23 protein-coding genes are annotated in these 25,982 nt (G+C 35.0%); 5 read left to right on the top strand and 18 right to left on the bottom strand.

The genetic code is table 11. The features are described 5' to 3' along the window. Window positions 1-104: 104 nt before the first annotated feature. The 6 genes from pnpS to citZ all read right to left on the bottom strand — a co-directional run bounded on the left by pnpS (window position 105) and on the right by citZ (window position 6,476). Window positions 105-1,559 carry a two-component system histidine kinase PnpS gene (pnpS, locus tag CRO00_RS06500; RefSeq protein ID WP_097072867.1) on the bottom strand — a complete coding sequence of 485 codons (1,455 nt, stop codon included), beginning with the start codon at window positions 1,557-1,559 and terminating at the stop codon, window positions 105-107. Further along, complete coding sequence (locus tag CRO00_RS06505; protein ID WP_097072868.1) at window positions 1,556-2,266, bottom strand: response regulator transcription factor; 711 nt, start codon at window positions 2,264-2,266, stop codon at window positions 1,556-1,558. Before CRO00_RS06505 ends, pnpS begins: the two co-directional genes overlap by 4 nt. Window positions 2,267-2,321: 55 nt before the next feature. Continuing rightward, a complete protein-coding gene (locus CRO00_RS06510; RefSeq protein ID WP_097072869.1) occupies window positions 2,322-2,759 on the bottom strand; it encodes a MaoC/PaaZ C-terminal domain-containing protein in 438 nt (145 codons plus the stop codon). A 148-nt stretch (window positions 2,760-2,907) separates the two neighbouring features. After that, on the bottom strand, window positions 2,908-3,846 hold the full coding sequence (gene mdh, locus CRO00_RS06515; protein WP_097072870.1) for a malate dehydrogenase: 939 nt from the start codon (window positions 3,844-3,846) through the stop codon (window positions 2,908-2,910). Window positions 3,847-4,015: 169 nt separating this feature from the next. Further along, on the bottom strand, window positions 4,016-5,275 hold the full coding sequence (icd, locus tag CRO00_RS06520) for an NADP-dependent isocitrate dehydrogenase (RefSeq protein ID WP_097072871.1): 1,260 nt from the start codon (window positions 5,273-5,275) through the stop codon (window positions 4,016-4,018). An 85-nt stretch (window positions 5,276-5,360) separates the two neighbouring features. Next, window positions 5,361-6,476 carry a citrate synthase gene (gene citZ / locus CRO00_RS06525; RefSeq protein WP_097072872.1) on the bottom strand — a complete coding sequence of 372 codons (1,116 nt, stop codon included), beginning with the start codon at window positions 6,474-6,476 and terminating at the stop codon, window positions 5,361-5,363. Window positions 6,477-6,792: 316 nt separating this feature from the next. Between citZ and CRO00_RS06530 the strand changes: the two genes are divergently transcribed. Next, window positions 6,793-7,704 (top strand): AI-2E family transporter, encoded by a 912-nt coding sequence (locus CRO00_RS06530; protein WP_097072975.1) that lies wholly within the window; start codon window positions 6,793-6,795, stop codon window positions 7,702-7,704. Window positions 7,705-7,736: 32 nt separating this feature from the next. On the opposite strand, the gene CRO00_RS06535 is transcribed toward CRO00_RS06530, so the two are convergent. The 8 genes from CRO00_RS06535 to CRO00_RS06570 form a co-directional block, all read right to left on the bottom strand. Next, window positions 7,737-8,144, bottom strand: a complete 408-nt coding sequence (locus CRO00_RS06535; protein ID WP_337189408.1) for an FxsA family protein — start codon at window positions 8,142-8,144, stop codon at window positions 7,737-7,739. A gap of 115 nt (window positions 8,145-8,259) precedes the next feature. Beyond that, the gene (pyk, locus tag CRO00_RS06540; RefSeq protein ID WP_097072874.1) at window positions 8,260-10,020 is read right to left on the bottom strand and encodes a pyruvate kinase; all 1,761 of its coding nucleotides are present in this window, start codon (window positions 10,018-10,020) and stop codon (window positions 8,260-8,262) included. A 22-nt stretch (window positions 10,021-10,042) separates the two neighbouring features. After that, window positions 10,043-11,002: a 6-phosphofructokinase gene (pfkA, locus tag CRO00_RS06545; protein ID WP_097072875.1), complete on the bottom strand. Its 960-nt coding sequence runs from the start codon at window positions 11,000-11,002 to the stop codon at window positions 10,043-10,045. A gap of 350 nt (window positions 11,003-11,352) precedes the next feature. After that, a complete protein-coding gene (accA, locus tag CRO00_RS06550; RefSeq protein WP_097072876.1) occupies window positions 11,353-12,315 on the bottom strand; it encodes an acetyl-CoA carboxylase carboxyl transferase subunit alpha in 963 nt (320 codons plus the stop codon). Further along, complete coding sequence (gene accD, locus CRO00_RS06555; protein ID WP_097072877.1) at window positions 12,308-13,180, bottom strand: acetyl-CoA carboxylase, carboxyltransferase subunit beta; 873 nt, start codon at window positions 13,178-13,180, stop codon at window positions 12,308-12,310. Before accD ends, accA begins: the two co-directional genes overlap by 8 nt. Before the next feature lie 23 nt (window positions 13,181-13,203). Then, window positions 13,204-13,851: a FadR/GntR family transcriptional regulator gene (locus CRO00_RS06560; RefSeq protein ID WP_097072878.1), complete on the bottom strand. Its 648-nt coding sequence runs from the start codon at window positions 13,849-13,851 to the stop codon at window positions 13,204-13,206. Window positions 13,852-14,122: 271 nt separating this feature from the next. Beyond that, window positions 14,123-17,209, bottom strand: coding sequence for a DNA polymerase III subunit alpha (gene dnaE / locus CRO00_RS06565; protein ID WP_097072879.1), 3,087 nt, complete (start codon window positions 17,207-17,209; stop codon window positions 14,123-14,125). Window positions 17,210-17,225: 16 nt separating this feature from the next. Beyond that, a complete protein-coding gene (locus CRO00_RS06570) occupies window positions 17,226-18,170 on the bottom strand; it encodes a DHH family phosphoesterase (protein WP_097072880.1) in 945 nt (314 codons plus the stop codon). A gap of 102 nt (window positions 18,171-18,272) precedes the next feature. Between CRO00_RS06570 and CRO00_RS06575 the strand changes: the two genes are divergently transcribed. Next, on the top strand, window positions 18,273-18,578 hold the full coding sequence (locus tag CRO00_RS06575) for a YtpI family protein (protein ID WP_097072881.1): 306 nt from the start codon (window positions 18,273-18,275) through the stop codon (window positions 18,576-18,578). A gap of 47 nt (window positions 18,579-18,625) precedes the next feature. Here the strand turns inward: CRO00_RS06575 and CRO00_RS06580 are convergent, their stop codons facing one another. Continuing rightward, a complete protein-coding gene (locus tag CRO00_RS06580; protein WP_097072882.1) occupies window positions 18,626-19,933 on the bottom strand; it encodes a DRTGG domain-containing protein in 1,308 nt (435 codons plus the stop codon). Window positions 19,934-20,074: 141 nt separating this feature from the next. Further along, on the bottom strand, window positions 20,075-20,752 hold the full coding sequence (locus CRO00_RS06585; protein WP_097072883.1) for a metal-dependent hydrolase: 678 nt from the start codon (window positions 20,750-20,752) through the stop codon (window positions 20,075-20,077). 122 nt (window positions 20,753-20,874) lie between these two features. Between CRO00_RS06585 and CRO00_RS06590 the strand changes: the two genes are divergently transcribed. Then, window positions 20,875-21,963, top strand: a complete 1,089-nt coding sequence (locus CRO00_RS06590) for a M24 family metallopeptidase (protein WP_097072884.1) — start codon at window positions 20,875-20,877, stop codon at window positions 21,961-21,963. Window positions 21,964-22,004: 41 nt separating this feature from the next. Here the strand turns inward: CRO00_RS06590 and ald are convergent, their stop codons facing one another. Next, the gene (gene ald / locus CRO00_RS06595) at window positions 22,005-23,120 is read right to left on the bottom strand and encodes an alanine dehydrogenase (protein WP_097072885.1); all 1,116 of its coding nucleotides are present in this window, start codon (window positions 23,118-23,120) and stop codon (window positions 22,005-22,007) included. A gap of 268 nt (window positions 23,121-23,388) precedes the next feature. Here ald and CRO00_RS06600 point away from each other — a divergent pair, with 268 nt between their 5' ends. Together CRO00_RS06600 and CRO00_RS06605 are read left to right on the top strand one after the other, a co-directional pair. Beyond that, the gene (locus CRO00_RS06600) at window positions 23,389-23,838 is read left to right on the top strand and encodes a universal stress protein (RefSeq protein WP_097072886.1); all 450 of its coding nucleotides are present in this window, start codon (window positions 23,389-23,391) and stop codon (window positions 23,836-23,838) included. A 140-nt stretch (window positions 23,839-23,978) separates the two neighbouring features. Next, entirely contained in the window at window positions 23,979-24,968 is a 990-nt protein-coding gene (locus tag CRO00_RS06605; protein WP_097072887.1) for an acyltransferase family protein, read from the top strand. Between the two features lie 9 nt (window positions 24,969-24,977). Here the strand turns inward: CRO00_RS06605 and CRO00_RS06610 are convergent, their stop codons facing one another. Beyond that, window positions 24,978-25,907, bottom strand: a complete 930-nt coding sequence (locus CRO00_RS06610; protein WP_097072888.1) for a class I SAM-dependent methyltransferase — start codon at window positions 25,905-25,907, stop codon at window positions 24,978-24,980. Window positions 25,908-25,982: the final 75 nt, after the last annotated feature.

Raw genomic sequence — 25,982 nt, forward strand, 5'->3', positions numbered from 1 at the left:
CATTCTCATTCTTTTGCAAATTACTAAATCTGAAACAGGGGGTTTCTAGATTTAAGATTAATCGAAGAATATGAAGTTTACATAACAACATTGTAAAGAAATTGTTAATTCACGTTTTTCCGTAGAGGAATTAACACTTTCATACAAGTCCCTATCCCCACTGTACTTTCTACTTGAATTTTACCGTGATGCGCTTCAACAATATGCTTTACGATCGCAAGACCCAAACCTGTTCCACCTGAATTACGACTTCTTGCTTTATCCACACGATAAAAACGCTCAAAAACCCGGGCAATTTCATTTTTTTCTATGCCGATTCCTTGATCTTCTACTTCTACAATGCCATATTGATCATTTTTTTGTATTCGTAACGTAATCGTCGTATTTTCAGGAGAATACGTAATTGCATTCGTAATTAAATTTGTAAATATTTGAATAAGGCGATTAAAGTCACCAGCAACGATTACATCACGTTCAACATCTACATGAAACTGCATATTTTTCTCAGCTAAACGAGGGATTGTTAACTCTACTGCACGATTTAAAACTTCTTGTAAACTTGTTGGCATAATTTTTACCGAAAAACCATGTTGTTCAATTCTGGAAAGTTCAAGTAAATCTTCAATCAACATTTGAAGTCGATTACTTTCTAGATAAATAATATCTAAAAATGAAATAAGCATTTGTTCGTCTTTAAATGCACCATCTAATAAAGTCTCAGAAAATCCTTTAATTGATGTAATTGGTGTTCTTAATTCATGGGATACGTTTGCAACAAAGTCTTTTCGTATTTGTTCTAGACGGATTAATTCCGATATATCATGCATTACAATCACAACACCTAACCAACGTCCATGCTCTCCAACAACAGGGGCACCATAGACTTGTTTGTATTGAATTTCGTGATTCACAATGATTTCAATTTGTTTTCGATAAGGTAGCTCTGTTAAAAAAACATGATCAATAAATTTCTCTAATTTTTCCGGCAATCCCAAGGTTAAGAAATTTTTACCTCGTACCTCATCTAAATGCAATTCAAATCCTTCTAAAAATTGACGATTTACAATTGATACGGTAGCTTCACGGTCAATCATTATAAGGGCGCTTCCCATATTCTCAATTAAAGTTTTTAATCGTTCATCTTCAATTTCTCGCATTTTTTCTATTTCCTGTAAGTTCCTTGCCAACAAATTGATGGAGTTTCTTAAGTCAACTATACTTGCAGGTCCTACAGCATAAGCTCTAGTACGATAATTTCCCCTTGTTAATTCCCGTGCTGTTTGCGTAATATTTTCAATTGGGTCCAATAAATTTTTTATTAACCTACTTGTAATCAAACAAATAAAAATAAATGCAACAATCAGTAGTAAATTAATTATGAATGCAAATTGTTTTTTGAAAAAGTTTAATTGTTCTTCATCTATTTTTATGTTGTTCTCTAAAAAGTAATTTTCAATATAGAAAGGAAAAAGCTGGCCTAAGACGAAGCCAAGGACAGCTAAAATAGAGCCGGTTAATATAATGTAGAATAAAAAGAGTCTGTTACTATATGCTTTCATACCGTTTTCGGCTCCTCGAATTTATACCCGATTCCCCTAATCGTTTTAATATATTTCGGTTTGCGGCTATTCTCTTCAATTTTATCCCTTAAGTGACTTATATGAACATCGACAATTCGCGTATCGCCAGCAAAGTCATAGTTCCACACTGCACTTAACAACTGGTCGCGTGTTAATACGCGGTTTTTGTTCTCTAATAAATAAACAAGCAATTCGAATTCTTTAGGTGTAAATTCCAATGGTTCTTGATCTAAAAAAGCTTCAAAACGTTCCGGATAAACTTGTAAGTTCCCATATTGATAAACTGTTTTATCTTGTTCCGCTTCAATAGGTGGAGTGGATGTGAATCGGCGTAATACTGCTTTAACCCTTGCAATTACTTCACGTGGACTAAACGGCTTTGTCATATAGTCATCGGCACCCAGTTCTAGTCCAAGAACTTTATCGAACTCATCATCTCGAGCTGTTAACATAATAATTGGAATATTATATTTTTGACTACGTAATTCCTTACAAACTTCCATACCATCCATTGTTGGTAGCATTAAATCCAGTAGAATTAAATCTGGTGTATGTTCAATAGCAGTTTCGAGTCCAAGTTTTCCATCATGGGCTAGTAATACTTCATAACCTACTCGTTCTAGATTGTATTTTAATAATGTTGCGATTGAAACTTCATCTTCCACAACTAAAATTGTTTTTGACATAAATAAACCTCCAATGATGATTTGAAACCCCCATTTCAAATCAGTTTGCCACTTCCTAGTTGGGAGGTAAAACTTTAATGATTCCTTGAATTACTGGGATATTTTTATTTTTATAAGCATTTACTAAGATTTCAACAATGTTTAAATGCATATCTATTTGTTGTACTTCGAACAGTATTTCAATTGTTTCATAATGATAAACTGGTTCAAGGTAGATTAAATGTTGTTCACGAATATGAGAACCAGGTCCAGGCATATGTTTGGAAATAGCAGAAGTAATAATCCCATTTAACATAATCGTAGGGACAATTGGTTTTTTATAAGATGTTTCAGCAGCATAATCGTGCTGGACGTAAAGTGGATTACTATCGTTTGTTAAACCTAAATATAATAATAGATCTTTATCTTCAATTTTTTCTGTTATTTGTAACCTTTCGCCAACTACAATATCATTTATCTTCTTACCAATTTTCATACCCTTTCTAAGCAGCAACTTTGCAACCCCTTTATTTTTGAGATTACTTTCATAGTATCAATTTTTTCAGAAAATAACAATAATCTTAGACATTGAGGACCTCATTGTTAAAGTAGTAAAGTAAAAAATCGAGTAGGTTTAAGTCCCACTCGATTTTTGTTATCATCTATTCTAAAACAGTCATTACATCACGTACTGCTTGTGCAGAAACGTCTAATGCTGCTTTTTCATTTTCTGTTAAATCTAGCTCAAAGATTTTTTCAACGCCATCAGCACCAAGTAGCGTTGGAACACCTAGGTAAATTCCGTCGTAGCCATATTCACCTTCTAAATAAGCAATAGAAGGTAATACTCGTTTTTGATCCTTGATAATTGCTTCGGCCATTTCGATAATAGCTGCTGCTGGAGCATAATAAGCAGAACCATTTCCTAATAAGTTTACGATTTCACCGCCACCAACACGAGTTCGTTGTACAATTTCTTCTAAACGTTCTGGAGCAATTAATTTTTCAAGCGGAATTCCGCCTGCATATGAATAACGTGTAAGAGGAACCATTGTATCACCATGGCCACCTAGTACAAAACCTCTAATATCTTTCACAGAAATATTTAATTCTTCTGCAACAAATGCACAGAAGCGAGCAGTATCTAATACCCCCGATTGACCAATGACACGATTTTTTGGGAAACCAGTTTCTTTATAAACCGTGTATGTCATCGCATCTACCGGATTTGTTAAAACAATAATCGTAGAGTTTGGAGAGTATTTCGCTATTTGACTAGAAACAGATTTCATAACTTTTTGGTTGATTTGAACTAAATCATCACGGCTCATACCAGGTTTACGTGCAACACCAGCTGTAATAATGACTACATCTGAATTAGCAGTATCTTCATAATTTGAAGTACCTTTTACATACGAATCAAAACCTTGAACAGGAGCAGCTTCCCACATATCTAGAGCTTTTCCTTTTGTTGGATTTTCCGCTTCTGGAATGTCGACTAGTACAACATCACCAAGTTCTTTTTGAGCTGCTAAAAAGGCTGCAGTTGCACCAGTAAAGCCGGCACCAATAACTGAAATTTTTTTTCGTTTCAATGTCATATAAATAGCTCCTTCTATCATCAATTTTTTTAACTAAAAAGGAGAGAATTCAAAAATCCTCTCCTTTTTTTGACAATATTATTTTGTCCTATTCACTGACGATAGTCAACTAATATGTGGTAAATCAAAATTTTTTATAAAAATTAATTAAATTTTAATATTTATAATATTAAAGGTTTTTAATTAACTCGTTAGCGAACTCAGAACATTTAACTTCAGTTGCACCTTCCATTAAACGAGCGAAGTCATAAGTTACAACTTTAGATGAGATTGTATTTTCTACAGATTTAGTAATTAAATCTGCAGCTTCTTGCCAACCTAAATGTTCAAGCATTAACACACCTGAAAGTAATACTGAAGATGGGTTAACTTTATCTTGTCCAGCATATTTTGGAGCAGTACCGTGAGTTGCTTCGAAAATAGCATGACCAGTTACATAGTTGATGTTAGCTCCTGGAGCGATACCAATACCACCAACTTGTGCAGCTAATGCATCAGAAATGTAGTCACCATTTAAGTTCATAGTTGCTACTACATCGAACTCTTTTGGACGAGTTAAAATTTGTTGTAAGAAGATATCAGCGATTACATCTTTAACGATGATTTTACCAGCAGCTTCAGCATCAGCTTGTGCTTTGTTAGCAGCTTCAACGCCTTGTTCTTCTTTAATTCTGTCATATTGATCCCAAGTGAATACTTTATCTCCGTATTCACGTTCAGCTAATGCATAACCCCAGTTTTTGAATCCACCTTCAGTAAATTTCATAATGTTACCTTTGTGAACTAATGATACTGATGGACGGTTATGTTTAATAGCGTATTCGATAGCAGAACGTACTAAACGTTCAGTACCTTCTACAGATACTGGTTTAATACCGATACCTGAAGTTTCTGGGAAGCGAATTTTGTTAACGCCCATTTCTTCTTTTAAGAAGTTAATTAATTTTTTAACTTCATCAGTACCTTGAGCATACTCGATACCTGCATAAATATCTTCAGTGTTTTCACGGAAGATTACCATATCTACATCTTCTGGACGTTTTACTGGAGATGGAACACCATCGAAGTGACGAACTGGACGTAAGCATACATATAAGTCAAGCTCTTGACGTAATGCAACGTTTAGGGAACGGATACCGCCACCGATTGGAGTAGTAAGAGGACCTTTGATTGCGATTAAATATTCGTTGATTTTATCTAAAGTTTCTTGTGGTAACCATTCACCAGTTTGGTTGAATGCTTTTTCACCAGCAAGTACTTCTAACCATTCAATTTTCTTTTCACCGTTGTAAGCTTTTTCAACAGCTGCATCAATTACGCGAGATGCTGCAGCCCAAATATCTGGACCAATTCCGTCACCTTCGATAAATGGAATTGTTGGATTGTTAGGTACTTGAAGTACGCCATTTTCTACTACAATTTTAGTCATTTAAGTTGCCTCCTAAAGTCATAAGTCTAGGACTGTGCTATTAATTAAACACAGTCCTTGACAATTCTAACATATTTTTTAAAAATTATCGCTCATTAATTGGAACATATTTTTGCATTCCAGGTCCAACATATTCTGCACGAGGACGAATTAAACGATTATTAGCATATTGTTCTAGGATGTGTGCTACCCAACCTGATGTACGAGATACAGCAAAAATTGGAGTAAATAAATCATGTTCGATGCCTAATGAATCATAAACAGACGCTGAGAAGAAGTCAACGTTTGCTGGAAGACCTTTTTGGCCAACGATCATGTCGTGGATTTTCACTGACATATCATAAAGTTCTGGTTTACCAGTTAATTTAGTTAATTTCTCACTCATTACACGTAAATGTTTAGCACGTGGGTCGCCTTTACGGTATACACGGTGACCGAAGCCCATGATTTTTTCTTTGTTATCTAATTTACCTTGAATATAAGATTCAACATTATCAATTGAACCAATTTCAGATAACATTTTCATTACTTGCTCGTTAGCTCCACCGTGAAGTGGTCCTTTAAGAGCTCCGATTGCTGCAGTAACACCTGAATAAACATCAGAAAGTGTTGCTACACATACGCGAGCAGTGAAAGTAGAAGCGTTTAATTCATGGTCAGCATGTAAAACTAATGCTTTGTTGAATGCTTCGATTTCAATTGCTTCTGGCTCTTTGCCGTGTAACATATATAAGAAGTTTGCTGCATATCCTAATTCAGGTTTTGGTGCAATTGGTTCTAAACCTCTACGGATACGAGAGAAACCAGTAACTACAGTAGCAATTTTAGCTTGTAGACGAATTGCTTTACGGTAGTTTGCTTCTGGAGACATATCGTCAGCTTCTTCGTCAAATACACCTAATAAAGATACAGCTGAACGAAGAGCTGCCATTGGGTGAACTGTGTCTAACGGGTATGTTTTAAATTGGTCAAAAATCGCTTGAGGTACATCAGCATTTTCTGCTAATTGTTTAGTTAACTCTGCTAGTTCATCTTCTTTCGGTAGACGTGTATGCCAAAGTAAGTAAACTACCTCTTCGAATGTAGCGTTATCAGTTAGATCATCAATGTTGTAACCTACATATGTAAGTGTGTCGTCGATAATTGAACTGATTTTTGACTCTGCTGCTACGATACCTTCTAAACCGCGTGTTGCTGTCATAAAAAATCGCTCCCTCATAAATTGATTTAGATTGTAAGTGCTTTCTTTCTTTTACGAAAGACGCACAAAAAAGTGTTCTGCTCATATGAACCTATAAGTAAATCGCTTACATAGGTTATTATAATAAATTTTGACGTCTTTGTGAATGAATTTAATAGAAATGAAGAAAAAATTGTATAGATAATAAAAAAAGAGTTTAAAAGAGAATAATTAGATACGAACGAGATTTGAATTACATAAAACAGAGGTGACAATTTTGCAATCAAACAAAATGAGTAATTTCCCTTCTAAAAAAGCTCTGAAATTCCTAATTTTAATGGTATATTTTATAATTTTGTGGCTGATTTTACCTGTTTCTCTTGCTTTATTTGCAGCTTATTTTCTTTATCCTGTAATTAACTTTTGCCATACCAAATTAAAAATACCGTATGTCATAAGTTCTATTCTTGTATCAATTTTTATATTTTTAGCTACCTATTCCTTATTCTATATAACCATACAAAGTATTATATCTATTTATCCAGAAGTTAAACTTCAAGTCGAAAAATTAAATATACTAAATTCTGGAGAACACATATTATTAGAAACTATCTTTAATAAATCATTATCTTTCATCGACACTGCCATAATGGGAATTGCAACTTTTCTTCAAGATCTTCTAGCATATGTTATTGAAGTGTTCATTTTCATCGTCGCATTCTTTTTCTCAATTTTCGAATCGAGAAGAAATCGATATTGGTTCTTTATCTACGTTCCGAAGCAATATCGTGATGAATGGAAACATTATTTTACGAAAGCAACGAGTCTTTTTGGTTATTTTCTTTATGTGGAATTTCAATTATTTATTATCACTTTCTTTTTGTTAAGTTGTGGACTTGCTTTATTAGGGTTTGAACACCCAATCAACAAATCATTTTTAATTTCCTTAGCAGATGCACTCCCGTTTTTCGGAATTGGCCTTTTTCTAATTCCATTAGCCATTTATTTCTTTGCTATTGGTGAAAAGTTTTTATCCTTTGCTGTTATCCTTTTATATATATTTATCCAGATAACAAGGCAAATTGCTGAAAGTTTTTTATGGGCTTCAACATTCCATTTACGAACAGTTCATACATTTTTTATTAGTGCAGCCTCTATTTTATTATTTGGTGTTTACGGGATTTTATTAAGCCCCTTTCTATTATTAATCGCCGTAAAATTAAAACAAAATTCGCTTTATAATAATTAAAAAAAAATATCTACAGGTATAGTAGTTCATTACTACTGCCTGTAGATATACACTTGACCGCTTTTTAATTTTTTTCTTAACCAGTTATAAATTGCAGGTTTAAACAATTTTCTTGTAAACGGGAAAACCATCATAAATCCTAATATATCAGTTAAAAAACCTGGCACCGCTAACAAGGTACCGCCTAAAAAAATCAAAAAAGTATCAATCATGGCAGCACCTGGTGGGGTACCATCTGAAAGGCTAATTCGCATATTTTGAACTGAATCAATCCCTTGTTTTTTTGCAACAACAATTCCGATTATGCTTGTTAAGACAATTAAAAATAAAGTATTTAAGATACCAATAGTTTTACCGGCTAATATAAAAATTGTAATTTCTAGTAAACCTGTTAATATCAGCCCAATTAGAATTTTCCGCAGTAAAATCTCCCCCTTAATTTCTCATAATTAAATACGGTTTTTTAAGATAAAAGTTTCATTTTTCTATTAAAAAAATGAGAACATCCCAAACATTTTTTTGTGAGACGTTCCCATTTTTATTTAAAGTTCTATATTAAAGAACACTAGCATGTCCTTTATAAATAACACCTGTTTCTGCGTCCATCGTAATTTCTTGACCGTGTCGAATTAATGTTGTCGCTTCATTTACTCCAACAATAACTGGAATTCCTAAGCTTAGACCAACAACTGCTGCATGGCTTGTTAGTCCACCTTCTTCGGTAATAATTCCAGTACAATTCTCAATAATCGGCATCATTTCACGATCAGTACTTACTGTAACTAAAATACAACCATCTGTATCATAGGCAGATGCTTCCTCAGCATTTTTGGCAACCACTGCTCTTCCAACGACAGAAAGTTTTCCAACCCCTTGTCCTTTTGCTAGTAAATCCCCTATAACATGAACCTTCATCAGATTCGTTGTACCAGCCTCACCAACAGGTACACCTGCTGTGATAATTACTACATCACCATGGTCAACATATTGATGTTTTAATGCTTCATCAACAGATAATTCTAAAATTTCATCTGTTGTCGTAACTTTTGGTGTAACAATTGGTATTACTCCCCAAACAAGCGTTAATTTTTGTGCTGTAGTTTGGAGGTTGGTAATAGCCATAATTGAAACACCCGGACGATATTTAGCAATCATTTTTGCAGTTGTTCCACTTGCAGTTGGTGCAAGAACGGCTTTTACACCTAAATTAATAGAAGTATATGCTACTGCTTGTGAAAGGGCTTCTGTCATTGTCGTACCTTTTTCTCGGCTACGAGTTGAGACAATTGAACGATAATCTAATGAATTTTCCGTATGCACTGCAATTTTGTTCATCGTGAGAACAGATTCTTCAGGATAATTTCCTGCAGCAGTTTCACCAGAAAGCATAATTGCATCCGTACCGTCGATAATTGCATTGGCAACGTCTGATGCTTCTGCACGAGTTGGTCGAGGATTACGTTGCATAGAATCTAACATTTGTGTTGCAGTGATAACTGGCTTACCTACTTGGTTACATTTTTTAATCAATGTTTTTTGTACAAGTGGTACTTCTTCTGCAGGAATTTCAACCCCTAAATCACCACGTGCAACCATTAGGCCATCTGATACTTGAATAATTTCATCAATATTATCTACGCCTTCTTGGTTTTCAATTTTTGGGATAATCTGAATATGGCCACCGCCATTTTGTTCTAACAGTTCGCGAATTTCTAAAACATCTTTTGCTGTACGTACAAAGGAGGCTGCAATAAAGTCTACCCCTTGGTCAATGCCAAATAAAATGTCTTGAGCATCTTTTTCTGTGATTCCTGGTAATTTTACAGATACTCCTGGTACGTTAACACCCTTTTTATTTTTTAATATACCAGCATTCTCTACAATCGTAGTAATTAATCCCTTTTCTGTGTCTTTTGCTAAAACACGAAGTTCAATTAACCCATCATCAAGTAGAATTTTGTCATTTTGTTCTACATCATCAATTAGTTGATCATACGTCACTGAAAAACAACTTTCATTCCCAACCACTTCTGTCATAGATATATCGATTACTTGTCCTACTGAAAGATGTAATTCTCCGTTTTCCATTGTATGTGTACGGATTTCTGGACCTTTCGTATCTAATAAAATACCAATTGTCTTGTTTAATTTTTCGGCTACATCACGAATCGTTGCAATTCGAACTGCATGCTCTTCATGTGTTCCGTGGGAAAAGTTTAGTCGTGCAACATTCATTCCCGCATTTATTAACTTTTCTAACATTTCTGGCGATTCACTTGCTGGGCCTATTGTACATACGATTTTTGTTTTTCTCATATTTTTCTCTCCGTAACTAAAGTTAAATTGAAAGTTCTTTTGATAATGTGTATAAGCTTAAATCTGCTTTATGTTTTTTAGTAAATGCTTCTTCTAAATCATAATCAATAACTTGGTGATTTTTTATACCTACTGCACGTCCACCGCGACCTTCTAGTAGAACCTCAACTGCTTTTGCACCTAATCGCCCACCTAACACTCGGTCACGTGCAGATGGTGAGCCACCTCGCTGAATATGTCCTAGTACAGATACTCTTGTAGTAATGTTCGCTTTTTCTTTTAGCAACTTTGCTAAGTCACTACCCGACATAACCCCTTCAGCAACAATGATGATACTATGTTTCTTCCCACGAGCTTCACCACGTTTAATGCGCGTAATGATTTCATCAATGTCGTAAGCTTCTTCTGGTATTAAAATCGATTCAGCACCAGCTGCAAGTCCTGCCCATAATGCGATATCTCCTGCATCCCGTCCCATTACTTCAACAATAAATGAGTTTTCATGGCTTGTTGCAGTATCACGGATTTTATCAATCGATTCTATCACTGTATTTAAAGCTGTATCAAATCCAATTGTATATTCAGTACCCGGGATATCATTATCAATTGTTCCCGGTACGCCGACACACGGAAATCCTTTTTTCGTTAATTCCATTGCGCCACGGTACGATCCATCACCGCCAATAACGACAAGTCCTTCTACCCCAGCTTCTTTCATTTTTTCAATACCTTGATATTGAAATTGATCTTCTTTAAATTGTGGACAACGTGAAGAAAATAATTTAGTACCCCCTCGTTGAATAATTCCCCCAACAGAGCCTAAATCTAATAAGTCCATTCTCCCTTCAATAAAGCCCTCATATCCGTGATTGATCCCCATCACTTCAACACCATGAAAATTCGCTTTACGAACAACTGCTCGAATAGCAGCATTCATTCCAGGTGAATCTCCCCCACTTGTTAATACAGCTATTTTCTTCATCGTCCATACCTCCTAAACTACCCATATATAAACATTAACATAAAAACCAAACATTGTTATGAATCCACTCAATAATCAATAGTTCTTTTACAAATTATCAACAATATAATATCCATTCTAATAAAAAATAAATAATTCCGATATTATTTTACCTTTATTAGAAAAAAACGACAAAGAACTTTTTAGAATATAGGAAAATAAAAATTACAAAAACCGCTAGCAAACTACCTAGAAATCAGTTTTTTACGGCAAAATTATTACTTTCCTTCACTCTAAGAAAAAATAAGCATTTTAAATAAACTTCACCCCGGCCTTTTAAGAAAGCCGAGGTGTGTCTTACATGTTATTTATTAATCTTCTAATTCTATATATTCCCCAATTTTTCTAAATTTATCATAACGGTTTTCAATTAATTCTCGTTCAGAAAGTGTTGATAGTTCATCAAGGGCTAAACCAAGGAATTTTTTTAATGATTTTGATTGTGCCAAAACATCGCGATGTGCACCACCTGCAACTTCCGGAATGATGTCATCAATAATGTCCATTAGTTTTAAGTCACCTGCTGTAATTTTCATTGCCTCTGCTGCTTGTTTTGCTAGAGATGCATCTTTCCATAAAATAGATGCTGCGCCTTCTGGAGATATAACAGAGTAAGTAGAATTTTCTAGCATGTAAAGTTTATTGGCAACACCTAATGCCAAAGCTCCCCCGCTTCCTCCTTCACCAATAACAACGCTAATTACTGGTACTTTTAAACCCGCCATTTCAAACAAATTTTTTGCTATTGCTTCACTTTGTCCGCGCTCTTCTGCTGCTTTACCTGGGTAAGCTCCCTTTGTATCAATAAAACAAATAATTGGTCGATTAAATTTTTCTGCTTGTTTCATTAAACGTAACGCTTTACGGTAGCCTTCTGGATGGGGCATTCCGAAATTACGTCGAATATTTTCTTTCGTAGTTTTTCCTCGTTGATGTCCAATGATTGTAATTGGCTGTCCTTCAAAAAAGGCGATTCCCCCTACAATCGCTTCGTCATCACCATAATAACGATCCCCATGTAGTTCGATAAAATCCGTAAACAGTTCTTGTACATAATCTAATGTAGTCGGTCTACTTGGATGTCTTGCTACTTGCACCCGATCCCAAGGCTCCATATTTGAATAGATTTTCGACTCAAGCTGTTGTAGTCTCGATTCTAACGTTTCAATTTCATCGGACATATCAACGTCTGCATTGTTTGCAATCTCTTTTAGCTCATCTATTTTTTCGCGTAATTTTACAACGGGTTCTTCAAATCCAAGAGTTTTAGACATGTACGATTCCTCCTTTACGGTGGATTTTTACAATGGATGCGATTTTATCTCGCATATCTTTTCGGTGGAAGATGGCATCTAATTGACCATGTGCAAGTAAAAATTCTGCTGTTTGGAAATCATCCGGTAACTTTTCACGCACAGTTTGCTCAATCACTCGACGACCCGCAAATCCGATTAAGCTTTGTGGTTCAGCAATATTAATATCTCCTAGGGATGCAAAGCTCGCAGAAACACCGCCCGTAGTTGGATGAGTCATGATGGAAATGAAAAGTAAACTATGATCACTATGACGCTTAAGAGCAACACTTGTTTTTGCCATCTGCATTAAAGAAATAACACCTTCCTGCATTCGTGCGCCGCCACTAGCTGTAAAAATAATAAATGGTAGTTCGTATTCTGTCGCTTTTTCAATCGCTCTAGTAATCTTTTCACCTACGACAGAGCCCATCGAACCCATACGGAAGTGTGAGTCCATAATGGCAACGACTACTTGCTCCCCTTTTAAGCTTCCCATGCCTGTCAGTACTGCTTCGTTTAATCCTGTCTTTTGAGAATCTACTTCAATTTTATCTAGGTAAGATGGAAATTTTAATGGATTTGATGTTCGTAGATTTTCGTCAAAAGATTCGAATGTACCCTCATCTAAGAAAATTTCTACTCGTTCCCAAGCAGTCATTTTATAATGGTGGTCGCATTTCGGACATACTTTTAAATTACTTTCTAATTCTTTTGTTAAATATATTTTTTTACATTCAGGACACTTCGTCATTAAATCAGCTGGAAAGGAGTTCTCTTTATTACGATCTACAATGACACCTTTATTTTTCTTCTTGTTAATCGATAATAGATTTCTTATTGCCACTGCTTTTCCCCCTTTAAAATTGGTCAAAAATCTGTGTTTTTTAAATACAACATCCATTGTTCATAGGCTTCAATTGTGTCTTTTTCATTGCCTATTTGTAACGATTTTAATAGATTTTGTAGTATTGGTTTCTCGTCTTCGGTCGTTAACTTTTTTAACGGTTTTGAACTGTAGGCGGCTAATTGTAGCCAAATTTTTAATGCAAGTCTATTGCCTGAAGCGATAAGTAATTCTCTTAAAATATGGTCACGAACAGCATCTTCATCATTTTCTAATCTAAAAATTAAGCTTTCCCAAACTGGGAGTTGTCTTAATATCTCATTAGAACAAATTACTCGAATTGCTTCTTTTTCATGCATCTTTCTTGTCGTATGAACATCTTCTATTGATTTATTTTCTTGTAAAATAAACGAGGCTACGATTTCAACTAATTGATGAGATTGAAAGGATGATAAAAAGGTCCCTCCACCGTGTCTTGTTTCGATAAGCCCTAATAGTTCTAAACTACGCAATGCTTCACGAACAGACGAGCGACCTACATTAAGCCTTTCAGATAAAACTCTTTCTGATGGTAGCTTATCTCCAGGTTGAATATTTTCAAGCTTAATTAACTCTCTTAATTGCTGTACAATCTCTAAAAATATTTTTTTATTCTCCTGTTTTTTATCCATAAGCCCCCCTCAAATCAGATAGATACACTTAATAATAATTTCTTCATCCAATTAGTTAATCCTTCATTTCTTGGTTGTAAGAATGTAGATATTTCACTTCTAAAAGATACTCACGTTTTTTATCAATTATTGAATATGTTTCGTTCAAACTCCAACTAAATAAAAAGTGGTCTGACCACTTTTATAAGCATACATAATGACATTCTCTTTGTAAAGAAAAAACTGTGCACAAATGCACAGTTTTTTACGTTTATTTATTAACTTCTCTCGCTCATTGATGGTTTTTCATTATTTTTACTATTAGTTGAGGGTTTCCGTTTCTTACCTCAAATACCCCTTCGATATAAACAATTCGATCCACTTGAATCCATCCTATTACTTCATTATATTGTTTAGGAAACAGCGTAGTAGATATAGAACCATACTCATCTTGAACTTGGATAAACGCCATTAATTCTCCTTTTTTCGTCCGTATTTGGCGAATATCTTCAACCATTGCAACAAACTTTACATACGTATTAGGAGTGCTACTTTTTATTGATTTGATTGTTTCATTCATATCACTCCATTTTTTTCGTTCCAAAGAAACAGGATGTTCAGATAAGTAGAAACCTAACACTTCTTTTTCAAACTGCAGCTTTATTTTCTCTGGCATTGGCGAAGCTTCAACATATTTTGGTTTGCCAAATACAAAACTATCTGATGTGAACAAATCATTCTCTTCAGTTGGTCTTACAATTTCTGCATGTTTTTCTGCAGCTTCCAAAGTGGTTAATAACGTTGCACGATCTTTCTGAAAATCATCCAATGCGCCAGATTTAATTAATGGTTCCATTACTTTCCGATTAAAATGGATGGCACTTAAACTTACCGCTAAATCAAACAGATCTTCAAAAGGTTTTGATTTTGATTTACGAATTTCTAATATCTTTTGTAAGAAAGGGTGTGGGAGTCCTTTAATCGCCGAGAGACTAAATCGTATACAATCTTTTTCAACAGTAAAAATTCGGCTACTCTTACTTATAGAAGGTCTTAACACTTCAATTCCTTTATCGCGCGCTTCTAAAATGAGTTGGAACAGTTTTTCCTGATTCCCTGTAGCATTGATCATTAATGCCGCATAAAAGTTTGCAGGATAATTTGCTTTTAAATAAGCCATTTGATAGGAAATGAGACTATAAGCAACGGCATGACTTTTTGGAAAACCATAATCTGCAAATCGTACAATTAGCGCGTACACTTCCTTTGCAACTTGTTCAGGGAATCCCTTTGCAACAGAACCATTAACAAATGCTAACTGTTGTTCTTCTAACACTTCTCGTTTCTTTTTACTGACAGCTCTTCTTAACAAATCTGCTTGTCCTATTGTAAATCCAGCCATCACATTTGCAATTTGCATAATTTGTTCTTGATACACAATCACGCCATATGTTTCATTTAAAATGGGTTCAAGAACAGGATGTGGCATGACAACTGGTTCTTTATTCGCTTTTCTTCTTGCATAAACAGGAATAAACTCCATTGGGCCAGGACGGTAAAGGGCATTTACTGCCACAATATCTAAAAAGTGAGTTGGTGAGATTTCTCTTAACGCATTTTTCATTCCATCTGATTCTAATTGGAAAATACCAGTAGTGTCTCCTCGTTTAAGAAGTTCAAAAGTTTTTTCATCATCTAGCGGGATATTATTAAAATCAATTAATTTCCGAGTCGTGTAATAAATAGATTTTCGAATATTTTCTAATATGGTTAAATTCCGTAGACCTAAAAAGTCCATTTTCAACAATCCGACTTGTTCTACTTCTTGCATAGGCCATTGAGTTAAATATATTCCATCATGGCCCTTTTCAATTGGTACTACTTCAACTAGCGGAATGGGACTTAATACAACGCCTGCAGCATGAGTAGAAGCGTTTCTTGGCAATCCTTCTAGTTTTTTCGCCGCCAGAAACCATCGTTTGCGGATATCCTCAGACTCAATCCATTTCCTAAATGGCTCCGAAGTATTATAGGCTTCTTGCAACGTAATTCCGATTTTGTTTGGAATTAACCTAGAAATCATTGATAACGTTTCACTTTCGAAGTTAAACATGCGAGCAACATCACGAGCAACTGCTTTAGCTGATAACGACCCAAAGGTAATAATTTGTGCGACATGTTGTTTGCCATACTTTTCAGCTACATATTGAATAACCTCTTGTCGTTTTGTATCAACAAAATCAATATCGATATCCGGCAGTGTTATACGTTCTGGATTTAAGAACCGTTCAAACAGTAAACCATAGTGTATTGGGTCAACTTGTGTAATGTATAGACAAAAAGCAACAAGCGAACTAGCGGAAGATCCACGTCCAGGCCCTGTTAAAATGTTTGCTGATCTAGCGTAATTCATAAAATCAGCTACAATTAGAAAATAGTCAGCATAACCCATCGTTTGGATAATGTTTAGCTCATATTTCAATCTATTCATATAAATTTCACTTGGGGCATCTGTTTTTAGTCGTTCTTGTAATCCTTTGTAAGCAAGTTTCATTAACTCAGTTTCTGCATTTTTGCCTTCTGGAAGAGGATATTTCGGCATGTAATGGCCTTGATTTATAAGCTCAACCTGGCAGCTTAGCAATACCTTTTCACTTTGCTCAAGCCAATTCATTTTGTCATGAAACCATGCTTCCCAATTGTATTTTGTCGGGGTAAATTGATTTTTTTCATCATTATGTATTGATTCACTCAGTTTGACCCCTGTTTCAATCGCTTGAGCTACTTGATATGGAAAATACTCTTCTGGTTGTAAAAATAAGCACTCTTGTATTGCCATACAATTGATTTTAAAATGTTCACTTAAGTAAATTGCCTTGTTTTCGTTCGTTGAGATTATCCCCCCACTACGAGAAATCCCGAAATAAACATCCGTTTTAAAAACGTTTTTTACTTGAGTAAGAAGCGATATGTTTGACTCTTGCACCCATATTCCATTTTCAGAAATCATCGGAACAACTGCGATGCATCCTTTAGAATATGCCATAAGCCATCGCCAAGGGATAGATAGATCATCTCGTATTGAAATACTACTACTAATTTTCAATAAATTTTTATAACCTTCATTATTTTTAGCATAAATAACCATCGGCAAGTTCGTTTCACTAGTAAACTGGACTCTTATGTTTAATCCTATTACCGGATGAATCCCTGCTTGTTTTACGCTATGCCAAAAAGGCAAAAGCCCATACAATGTAGAATTAACCATTGCACAGCTTTTTGCCTCTTGATTTTTTAGAAACGGAATGAGCTCTTCTATACGAATGGTACTTTTTAAAAGGTCAGCACTTGTTCGTATTTGTGGGTATACAACTGACAAAACTTCATCCCCAATCTTATTTATATTCTCGACAAAGTTCCTTTAAATCTTCTATTGCACGATCTGCTTCTTCCCATGAATAAACGGTTGCTCCTGAAGCAAGTGGATGTCCGCCTCCATTATACTTTTTAGCAAGTTGATTAATAATTGGACCTTTTGAGCGCAATCTTACACGAATTTGGTTTTCTTCCTCAACAAAGATTAACCACGCAGTAACCCCTTTAATATTACTAAATGAACCAACTAACAAAGATGTATCCGACGAAGTTACTTGGAATTTATTTAAAATTTCTTTCGTTAATTTTATGTAAACTGCCCCATTTTCATCCATTTGGAAGTTTTCATACATATAGCCTTGTAAATGTAAAAGATTTGCCTCTTTTTCATACATACTATTAAAAACTTCATTTCGATCAAAATTGTAACGAATTAATTGACCGGCAATTTCAAAAGTTTTTACTGTAGCACTTGGGTATAAAAATCGCCCAGTATCCCCTACGATCCCTGTAAACAATGCACGAGCAGCAAGATCAGGTAAAATCCAATTTTTATAGTCTTTCCCTTCAGCATACAATTCATAAATCATTTCACTGCAAGAACTTGCATTCGTATCTACCCATAATGCATCTCCATATTGATCATCATTCGGATGATGGTCTATTTTTATAAGAAATGCACCATTCTTGTATCTAGAATCATCAATTCGTTCCGTATTTGCAGTATCTGTTACAATTACTAAAGCATTTTGGTAAATTTCATCATTTATGGAATCGGGAGTCGCTATGAATGTAAGAGAATGATCATGTTCCCCAACTGCGTATATTGACTTATTTGGGTAATTCGCCTCCAATAATTTTTTTAAACCAAATTGCGACCCATATGCATCCGGATCTGGCCGAACATGGCGATGGATAATTATTGTGTCATACTGTTCAATTGTGTCGATGATATGTCGTTTCAACTAGTTTTCCTCCTGTGGAATCTATTTTTTATTTCATCTGTTAGCATTTTTATTTAAAAATCGTTACAATATTATCAGTGCTTTTTGGGAGGTCTGAATATAATGTTAAATATAATTTTCGTCGTCTTAATTATCGTAGCTTTCGCAGCATATTTTTATTTCAAAACAAGACAATTCCGTGCTGTATTGCCAATTCGAAAAAAATGGTATAAAGCGCAGGCTGGTGTTGCATTAGGCTGTTTTATTATTGCCTTTGGGATTAATACATGCATCATCTACCCAACCCTAGTAGGATATTTAATAGGTGCTGTCTTCGTGGTAGTCGGCTTGATGTATGCAAACGCTCAATATAAACGTGTTCGCCACGAAGGTCGATTCGTTAAAGAAGAGTTTGAATTGAATAAATAATCATTATGAGGCTAGTCCAAATGAATATGGATTAGCCCTTTTAATTATTATCTTTCCAACAGCTGGAACATCATCATCGCTTTACCTACAAGGGTTGAACCGTTGTAAATATCAAAGTCCATTTTTACAAATTTACGACTCATATCTAATATGTGTGGAATAACCGTTAAGACACTTTCCATTTGGATTGGTTTAATAAAGTAAATGGTCATGTTTTCAGCAACAGCGTCCCCACGTTTTTTTCGTTTCAATGCAAATGCCCCAACCTCTGCTAGTAATGTTGTAAAAGCTCCGTAAGAAATTGCACCATAATGATTCGTCATCTGAGGTGTTACTTTAAATTCGACGACGACATCTTCTTCGCCCATTACTTTCATTTCACTTTTAACTAAGTCATCAATTGTTTCACCGTGTTGTGGCTGTCTTTGGGCATGTTGTAAGGCTTTTAATACATCTTGACGGCTAATAACGCCTTTAAGTATTCCGTCATCATCCACAACAGGAAGCAAATCTATTCCTTCCCAAATCATACGGTGCCCAGCAGAAGCAACACTCGTTTTCATTGTTGCCGAAATCGGATTTTTCGTCATTACTTTATCAATTGGTTCATTCTCTTCTTTACCAATGACGTCCTTTACTGTGATCATCCCTACTAGTTTATTTGTATTCGTGACAACCGGAAAAGCGCCATGTGAAGTTCGCATGTTTAAGTTTCGGAATTCACCAGTCGTATCTGTATTTCTTAATGTCGCCGTTTCTTCAATTGGAATATAAATATCCTCAATTAATAAAATATCCTTTTTAATTAACTGGTCATAAATTGCACGATTAATCATTGTTGCTACGGTAAAAGTATCGTAGCTAGAAGAAATAATTGGTAGTTCTAATTCATCAGCAAGCTGCTTATTTTCTTCTGTCGTATCAAATCCGCCTGTAATTAAGACTGCAGCCCCTGCTGTTAAGGCGTTCTGATGTGCTTTTATACGGTTTCCGACAATCAGTAAACTTCCTGCGTCAGTATAACGCATCATATCATCAAGCTGCATTGCCCCAATAACAAATTTAGTTAATGTTTTATGTAACCCTGCTTTACCGCCGAGAACTTGTCCATCGACAATGTTTACAATCTCAGCAAATGTTAATCGTTCAATATTTTCTTTTTTCTTTTTTTCAATACGAATCGTCCCAACTCGTTCGATGGAACTTACTAGTCTGCGATTTTCAGCTTCTTTAATTGCACGATATGCGGTACCTTCACTAACTTGCATTTCTTTTGCAATTTGTCGAACTGAAATTTTATCGCCAACAGGTAATGATTCGATATATTGTAATATTTTCTCGTGCTTTGTTGACATGGCTATCACCTAATCCCATCTATCTTTCCTTGCCATTAGTGTAACATATTTCAATTATGTATAGATAATATGCATATTTGCAAAAAGAGAAAAAATGAGAAAGCAGCCTATTTTAATGGCAACTTTCTCTTATAATTAAGTTTACAATTGAACTTTCCCACCAGCTTCTAATATTTGCACATCACTTTTCTCTACTAATTGGGCGAAAACAGTAGGATCTTGCTTAATAATTGGGAAAGTATTGTAGTGAATTGGAACAACAATTTTTGGTTTTAATAAAGATACTGCATATGCCGCATCTTCTGGACCCATTGTGAAATTATCACCAATCGGTAAGAAAGCAACATCAATATTATTTCTGTCTCCAATTAGCTTCATATCACCAAATAAGGCAGTATCTCCAGCATGGTAAATTGTTAACCCTTCTGCGTAGAACAAAATGCCACCCGGATTGCCCGCATTTATTACTTCATCACCAGTTTCATACGTTGAACCGTGGAAAGCTAAAGTATATTTCACCTTTCCAAATGGGAATTCATATGCTCCCCCAACACCCATAGGATGAGCATTGACACCGATTTTTTGTAAATAAACAGCAAATTCATTCAGCGCAACTACAAATGAATTATGCTTTTTTGCTAAATCAATTGTATCCCCAACATGGTCGTTATGTCCGTGCGTCAATAAAATGACATCTGGCTTTTCTTCTTCTGCCTTTAGGTCCGTAGCAGGGTTACCAGTGATAAAAGGATCAATGAGTATGGTCTTTCCATTTGTTTTAATTTTTACAACTGAATGTCCATGATATGATATTTCCATTAATAATCCTCCTATAGCCGTGTAATGTTTAATAACTTCTCTTACATAACGTGTTTTTCCTTCTTTTTGCTATACTATTACTAGTATCAACATTATTTTGTACTTTTTAGGAGGATACCCATATGACAGCAATAAAAAAATTACAAAGTTATTTACAAGCAAATGAAATGGATGTAGCTTTTATTACAACTCCTGACAATGTTTTCTATTTTTCAAATTTTAAAAGTAATCCCCATGAACGCCTGCTCGGTGTTGTCGTATTTAAGGACCAGGACCCATTATTAATTTGTCCCAAAATGGAAGTACCCGATGCAAAAGCTTCAGGTTGGAATTTTGAAACAATCGGGCACTTAGATACAGATAATGCTTGGGAAATCTTATCGAATGCTATAAAGATGCGCGGAGTAACTATTTCTACTTTTGCCATAGAAAAAGCTCACTTAACTGTTGAGAGACTTGAAGCATTGCAACAATTTTATCCACAGGCAAATTTTGTCCGTTGTGATGATCGAATAAACAAAATGCGCGTAATAAAAGATGAAGTTGAATTAGAAAAAATGCGACATGCTGCAAAACTAGCGGATTACGCTGTTGAAATAGGATGTAAAGAAATCGCAGAAGGTAAAACGGAAATGGAAATCTTAACTGCTATCGAAAATGCAGTTAAAGAAAAAGGCTACAATATGTCTTTTGAAACGATGGTGCTTTCTGGTCCAAAAACGGCTTCACCTCATGGAATACCTGGTAATCGCAAAATCCAAAAAGGAGATATGATACTTTTTGATTTAGGTGTTATTTATGAAGGGTATTGTTCAGACATTACGCGAACTGTCGCTTTTGGGGAACCAACTGAGGAGCAAAAGTTAGTTTACAATACAGTTCTTGCAGCTAATGAAAATGCAATTAAAGCTGTTAAATCCGGAGTTCGTGCAATGGATTTAGATAAAATTGCAAGAGACACAATTGAACAGGCTGGTTATGGAGAGTTCTTTACCCACCGCCTTGGACATGGTTTAGGAATTTCTGTTCATGAGTTCCCTTCTATCACGGGATCAAATGAAATGCAATTATTACCTGGTATGGTCTTTACAATTGAACCTGGTATTTATAAAGAGGGTGTAACAGGGGTTCGTATTGAAGATGATGTCGTTGTAACAGAGAACGGTGTTGAAGTTCTTACAAAATTCCCGAAAGAACTAATGATTTTATAAAATAGAAGCTGCTAATGGAAACAATCCATAGCAGCTTTTTACTATAATAATAACGTATCTACAGGAACATATTCGCGGCCCTGATCTTCGGCAACTGCCTTGTAAACTACATGCCCATCTAAAGTATTGATACCTTTTTTCAAAGCTTCATTTTCTATACAAGCCTTTTTGTATCCTTTAGAAGCAATTTGTAAAGCATAAGGTACTGTATTGTTCGTTAATGCAATTGTAGAAGTACGCGGCACCGCACCCGGCATATTTGCAACAGCGTAGTGAACAACGCCATGTTTAATATAGATTGGATCGTCATGGGTTGTAACCCGGTCTGTTGTTTCAAAACTACCACCTTGGTCAATTGCAATATCAACGATGACGGATCCAGGTCGCATCGATTTTACCATTTCCTCGGTAACTAACTTAGGCGCCTTTGCACCAGGAATTAAAACCGACCCAATCACTAAATCAGAATCTTTGACGGATTGTGCAATATTATACGGGTTCGACATTAACGTTTGAACAGAACGACCAAAAATGTCATCAATTTGACGGAGACGTTCTGGACTTACATCTAAAATCGTTACATCCGCACCCATGCCTATTGCAACACGAGCTGCGTTTGTCCCTGCCATACCACCACCAATGACCGTTACTTTTCCACGTTGTACACCCGACACGCCACCTAAAAGGATACCCGTACCGCCATTCATCTTTTCTAAATATTGTGCACCAATTTGTACGGACATTTTTCCTGCTACTTCACTCATTGGTGTTAGAAGAGGTAATGAGCGGTTAGGTAATTGAACAGTTTCATAGGCAATTCCTACTACTTTATTATCAAGTAACGCTTGTGTCAACTCAAATTCTGGAGCTAGATGCAAGTATGTGAATAAAATTAAACCTTCTTTAAAATATTCGTATTCGCTTTGAATTGGCTCCTTCACTTTCATGACCATATCCTGATTCCATGCTTCTCTTGCTGTTTCAACAATTTTCGCACCAGCATTTAAATAATCCTCATCAGTAAAAGAAGAGCCTAATCCCGCGCCAGTTTCAATAAAAACTTCATGTCCAGCACTTGTTAAAGTTACAACTCCAGCCGGCGTCATTGCTACTCGGTATTCATTATTTTTTATTTCCTTTGGTACTCCAATTTTCAACGTTGATCACTTTCCTTTGCTGTTAGTAGTTTTATTACCAAATTTTATACTATTATACCAATTAATGAAAAGAATGGAATGCAATATTTACGAAAACTAAAAATATATTAATCTATATATGAATGTTTCTTTGGAAATAGACTACATTCTACTTTTTTACTCACTTTTGTAAGGAATTTTTGTGAACATTACGTATTTTTGTTAATTAGTATTTCCTTTATTTTATGATTTGCTATAATGGAGATATATTTCAAAGGGGGAATATTAGATGACACATTATAAAAGTATCGTAGTAGCAGTAGACGGTTCTAAAGAAGCAGAATTCGCTTTTAAAAAATCAATCGAAGTAGCAAAAAGAAACCAAGATGCAAAGCTAAACTTAGTTAACGTAATCGATACTAGATCATTCGCTGCTATTGAAGCTTACGATCGTTCTATCGCAGAACGCGCTCAAAGTTTCTCTGAAGAATTATTAGCAGGCTATAAAAAACAAGCTGAAGAAGCTGGCGTAAAAGATGTAAACGTAATTATCGAATACGGTTCTCCTAAAACAATCATTACAAAAGAACTTTCTAAACTTGTAGATGCAGATCTTATTGTCTGCGGAGCTACTGGTTTAAACGCTGTTGAACGTTTCCTAATCGGTTCTGTTTCAGAAGCAATTGTACGTTCTTCAAAATGTGACGTTCTAGTTGTTAGAACACCTGATACACTATAATTAAAAATAAAAACCAAAGAACTCTCTTTGGTTTTTTTATTTTTATGTAAGAATTATGTAATCATGATAATTATTTTGTATGGAGATTTCTCAAAAATTATGTTTTAGTTAATAATGTGCGTTAGAAAAGGAACAATACAATGAATAGAATTTCATATTTTGATAATGCTAGGGCAATTTTAATCTACTTAGTCATTGTCGGGCATATTCTATCAAAGTTTATAGATGATAACCATTTAATGGGTAGCATTTATATGTTTATATATACTTTTCATATGCCAGCATTCACTTTAATTTCCGGATTCTTTGCGAAAAAAATATACGAATCAGGTTACCTATTAAAGGTTGTTAAAAAATTATTATTACCATATATACTATTACAAATTTTCTATAGTTTTTACTATTATTATATTTTCCATGATTCAATAGAATTTAGCTTATTTATTCCAAGGTGGGCATTATGGTTTTTACTAAGCTTAATTTTATGGAATATTCTATTATTCTTTTTTGGGAAAATGAAGTTTGGTTTGCCTATTGCCTTAATTATTTCAATCCTTATCGGTTATGACGAATCTGTTAGTGAAATTTTAAGTTTATCTCGAACATTTTTCTTCTTTCCATTTTTCCTAGTAGGTTACTATTTAAAGACCGAACAATTATTAAAATTAAAAACACGCACTCATGTAATTGTTGGAACCCTACTAGCGATGTTTGGTTTTATTATAATCTATTACTTTATTCCAATCGAACAACATGTATGGTTATTAGGGAAACGTCCATATGCTGAAATGACTACAGTTCCTTTAGAATGGGCTTGGCTTGGTCGATTTATTGCATACATTGCAATGGCGATTACAACTTATATGTTTTTAACACTCGTTCCAAATAAACGAAGATTTTATACATCGATTGGTGCCGTAACTATATCGATTTATCTGTTACATATGGTTGTAGTACGAATTTTTTACGATTCGCCAATTAAAGTCTATATCGACGAAACGAAACAGTACTGGATAATATTTATTCTTGCTGCATGCATTTTATTTGTTTTATCTCGAAAACCAATCGTCACACTTGTTGATCGGATTTGTACCATGCCGTCAAAGAAAAAAGCTAGTCAAATCGACTAGCTTTTTCATTTATTTATTCTTTTTCCAAACTTGTACTTTTTCAAAAAACATGGAAAGTGCCTGTTTGTTAGACATGTTTGGTACTTTCGCCAACAGAACTTCACGAGGAGCTCTTTGTTCATCACTTTTTTTCTGTAATATTAAAATGCTTTTTTCATGGGCTTTTGATGCAAACAGGTTGTCAGGAAGTTGAATAACAGCTTGAATCCAAGTATGTTTCTTTAAATATTTATGTAGTTCTTTCGCTTGCTCTGACTCAAAAAGATTTGCAGGAATTAGGAAAAATAAATACCCGCCTTCTTTTGTATGGTTTACTGATTGCTCAATGAATAAATGGTGAGCATAACTTAGCCCTTCATGCGCACATAATTCATAATCAAGCGCTACCTCTTCATTAGGATAATAGCCAACTGGTAAATCACAAACTACTGCATCTACTGGATCAACAAGCATTTTCTGCAAAGCATCTTGATGATAAAGCATTACAGGTTGTTCAATAAGCTCGGCTGTATCTGCTGCTAATCGAATTAACAACTCATCTACCTCAATTCCCGTAGCAGAAACTTTTCCGTTTAATAAATTCATTACTGTCAGCATTAAATTCCCTGTTCCAACTGCTGGGTCTAAAAGTGAGATTTGTTTGGTTTTTAATTGCTCTTCGAAAAACTGCTCTACAAAATAACCAACGAGTAGACCAAGTGTATCTGGTGTCATTTGATGATTTGGTTGGGAAGTTTTTCTCATACCTTTTAATATCGCGATTTGAATGGCTTTACGTATTTCTTCTTTTGTTGCGTTATTACCCATCCAAGAATCTTTTTCATCTAAAATATCCTCAAGAGCTTGCAATACGCCATCTAAAAAACTAATATTTTCTGTTTTCTCATGTTCTTCGGCTTTTTCATTAATATACGAAAATATTTGTTCAAACTTTTCCATTATAGACTCCTTTTGAAATGAACAACCCACTCAAAATAAGAGTGGGCGAACATTTTAACTATATTATTCATGCTT

Source organism: Ureibacillus xyleni, assembly GCF_900217795.1.
GTDB lineage: Bacteria > Bacillota > Bacilli > Bacillales_A > Planococcaceae > Ureibacillus > Ureibacillus xyleni.

Bases quoted from the DNA above. Each gene is read 5' to 3' on its own strand.
- CRO00_RS06580 (WP_097072882.1), bottom strand. From the start codon at position 19,933: ATGTCAACAAAGCACGAGAAAATATTACAATATATCGAATCATTACCT.
- pyk (WP_097072874.1), bottom strand. From the start codon at position 10,020: ATGAGAAAAACAAAAATCGTATGTACAATAGGCCCAGCAAGTGAATCG.
- CRO00_RS06585 (WP_097072883.1), bottom strand. From the start codon at position 20,752: ATGGAAATATCATATCATGGACATTCAGTTGTAAAAATTAAAACAAAT.
- CRO00_RS06560 (WP_097072878.1), bottom strand. From the start codon at position 13,851: ATGGATAAAAAACAGGAGAATAAAAAAATATTTTTAGAGATTGTACAG.
- pfkA (WP_097072875.1), bottom strand. From the start codon at position 11,002: ATGAAGAAAATAGCTGTATTAACAAGTGGGGGAGATTCACCTGGAATG.
- CRO00_RS06590 (WP_097072884.1), top strand. From the start codon at position 20,875: ATGACAGCAATAAAAAAATTACAAAGTTATTTACAAGCAAATGAAATG.
- CRO00_RS06575 (WP_097072881.1), top strand. From the start codon at position 18,273: ATGTTAAATATAATTTTCGTCGTCTTAATTATCGTAGCTTTCGCAGCA.
- mdh (WP_097072870.1), bottom strand. From the start codon at position 3,846: ATGACATTGAAACGAAAAAAAATTTCAGTTATTGGTGCCGGCTTTACT.
- CRO00_RS06505 (WP_097072868.1), bottom strand. From the start codon at position 2,266: ATGTCAAAAACAATTTTAGTTGTGGAAGATGAAGTTTCAATCGCAACA.
- citZ (WP_097072872.1), bottom strand. From the start codon at position 6,476: ATGACAGCAACACGCGGTTTAGAAGGTATCGTAGCAGCAGAGTCAAAA.
- CRO00_RS06605 (WP_097072887.1), top strand. From the start codon at position 23,979: ATGAATAGAATTTCATATTTTGATAATGCTAGGGCAATTTTAATCTAC.
- CRO00_RS06610 (WP_097072888.1), bottom strand. From the start codon at position 25,907: ATGGAAAAGTTTGAACAAATATTTTCGTATATTAATGAAAAAGCCGAA.
- CRO00_RS06600 (WP_097072886.1), top strand. From the start codon at position 23,389: ATGACACATTATAAAAGTATCGTAGTAGCAGTAGACGGTTCTAAAGAA.
- accA (WP_097072876.1), bottom strand. From the start codon at position 12,315: ATGTCTAAAACTCTTGGATTTGAAGAACCCGTTGTAAAATTACGCGAA.
- pnpS (WP_097072867.1), bottom strand. From the start codon at position 1,559: ATGAAAGCATATAGTAACAGACTCTTTTTATTCTACATTATATTAACC.
- CRO00_RS06530 (WP_097072975.1), top strand. From the start codon at position 6,793: ATGGTATATTTTATAATTTTGTGGCTGATTTTACCTGTTTCTCTTGCT.
- icd (WP_097072871.1), bottom strand. From the start codon at position 5,275: ATGACTAAAATTGTAGTAGAAAATGGCGTACTTCAAGTACCTAACAAT.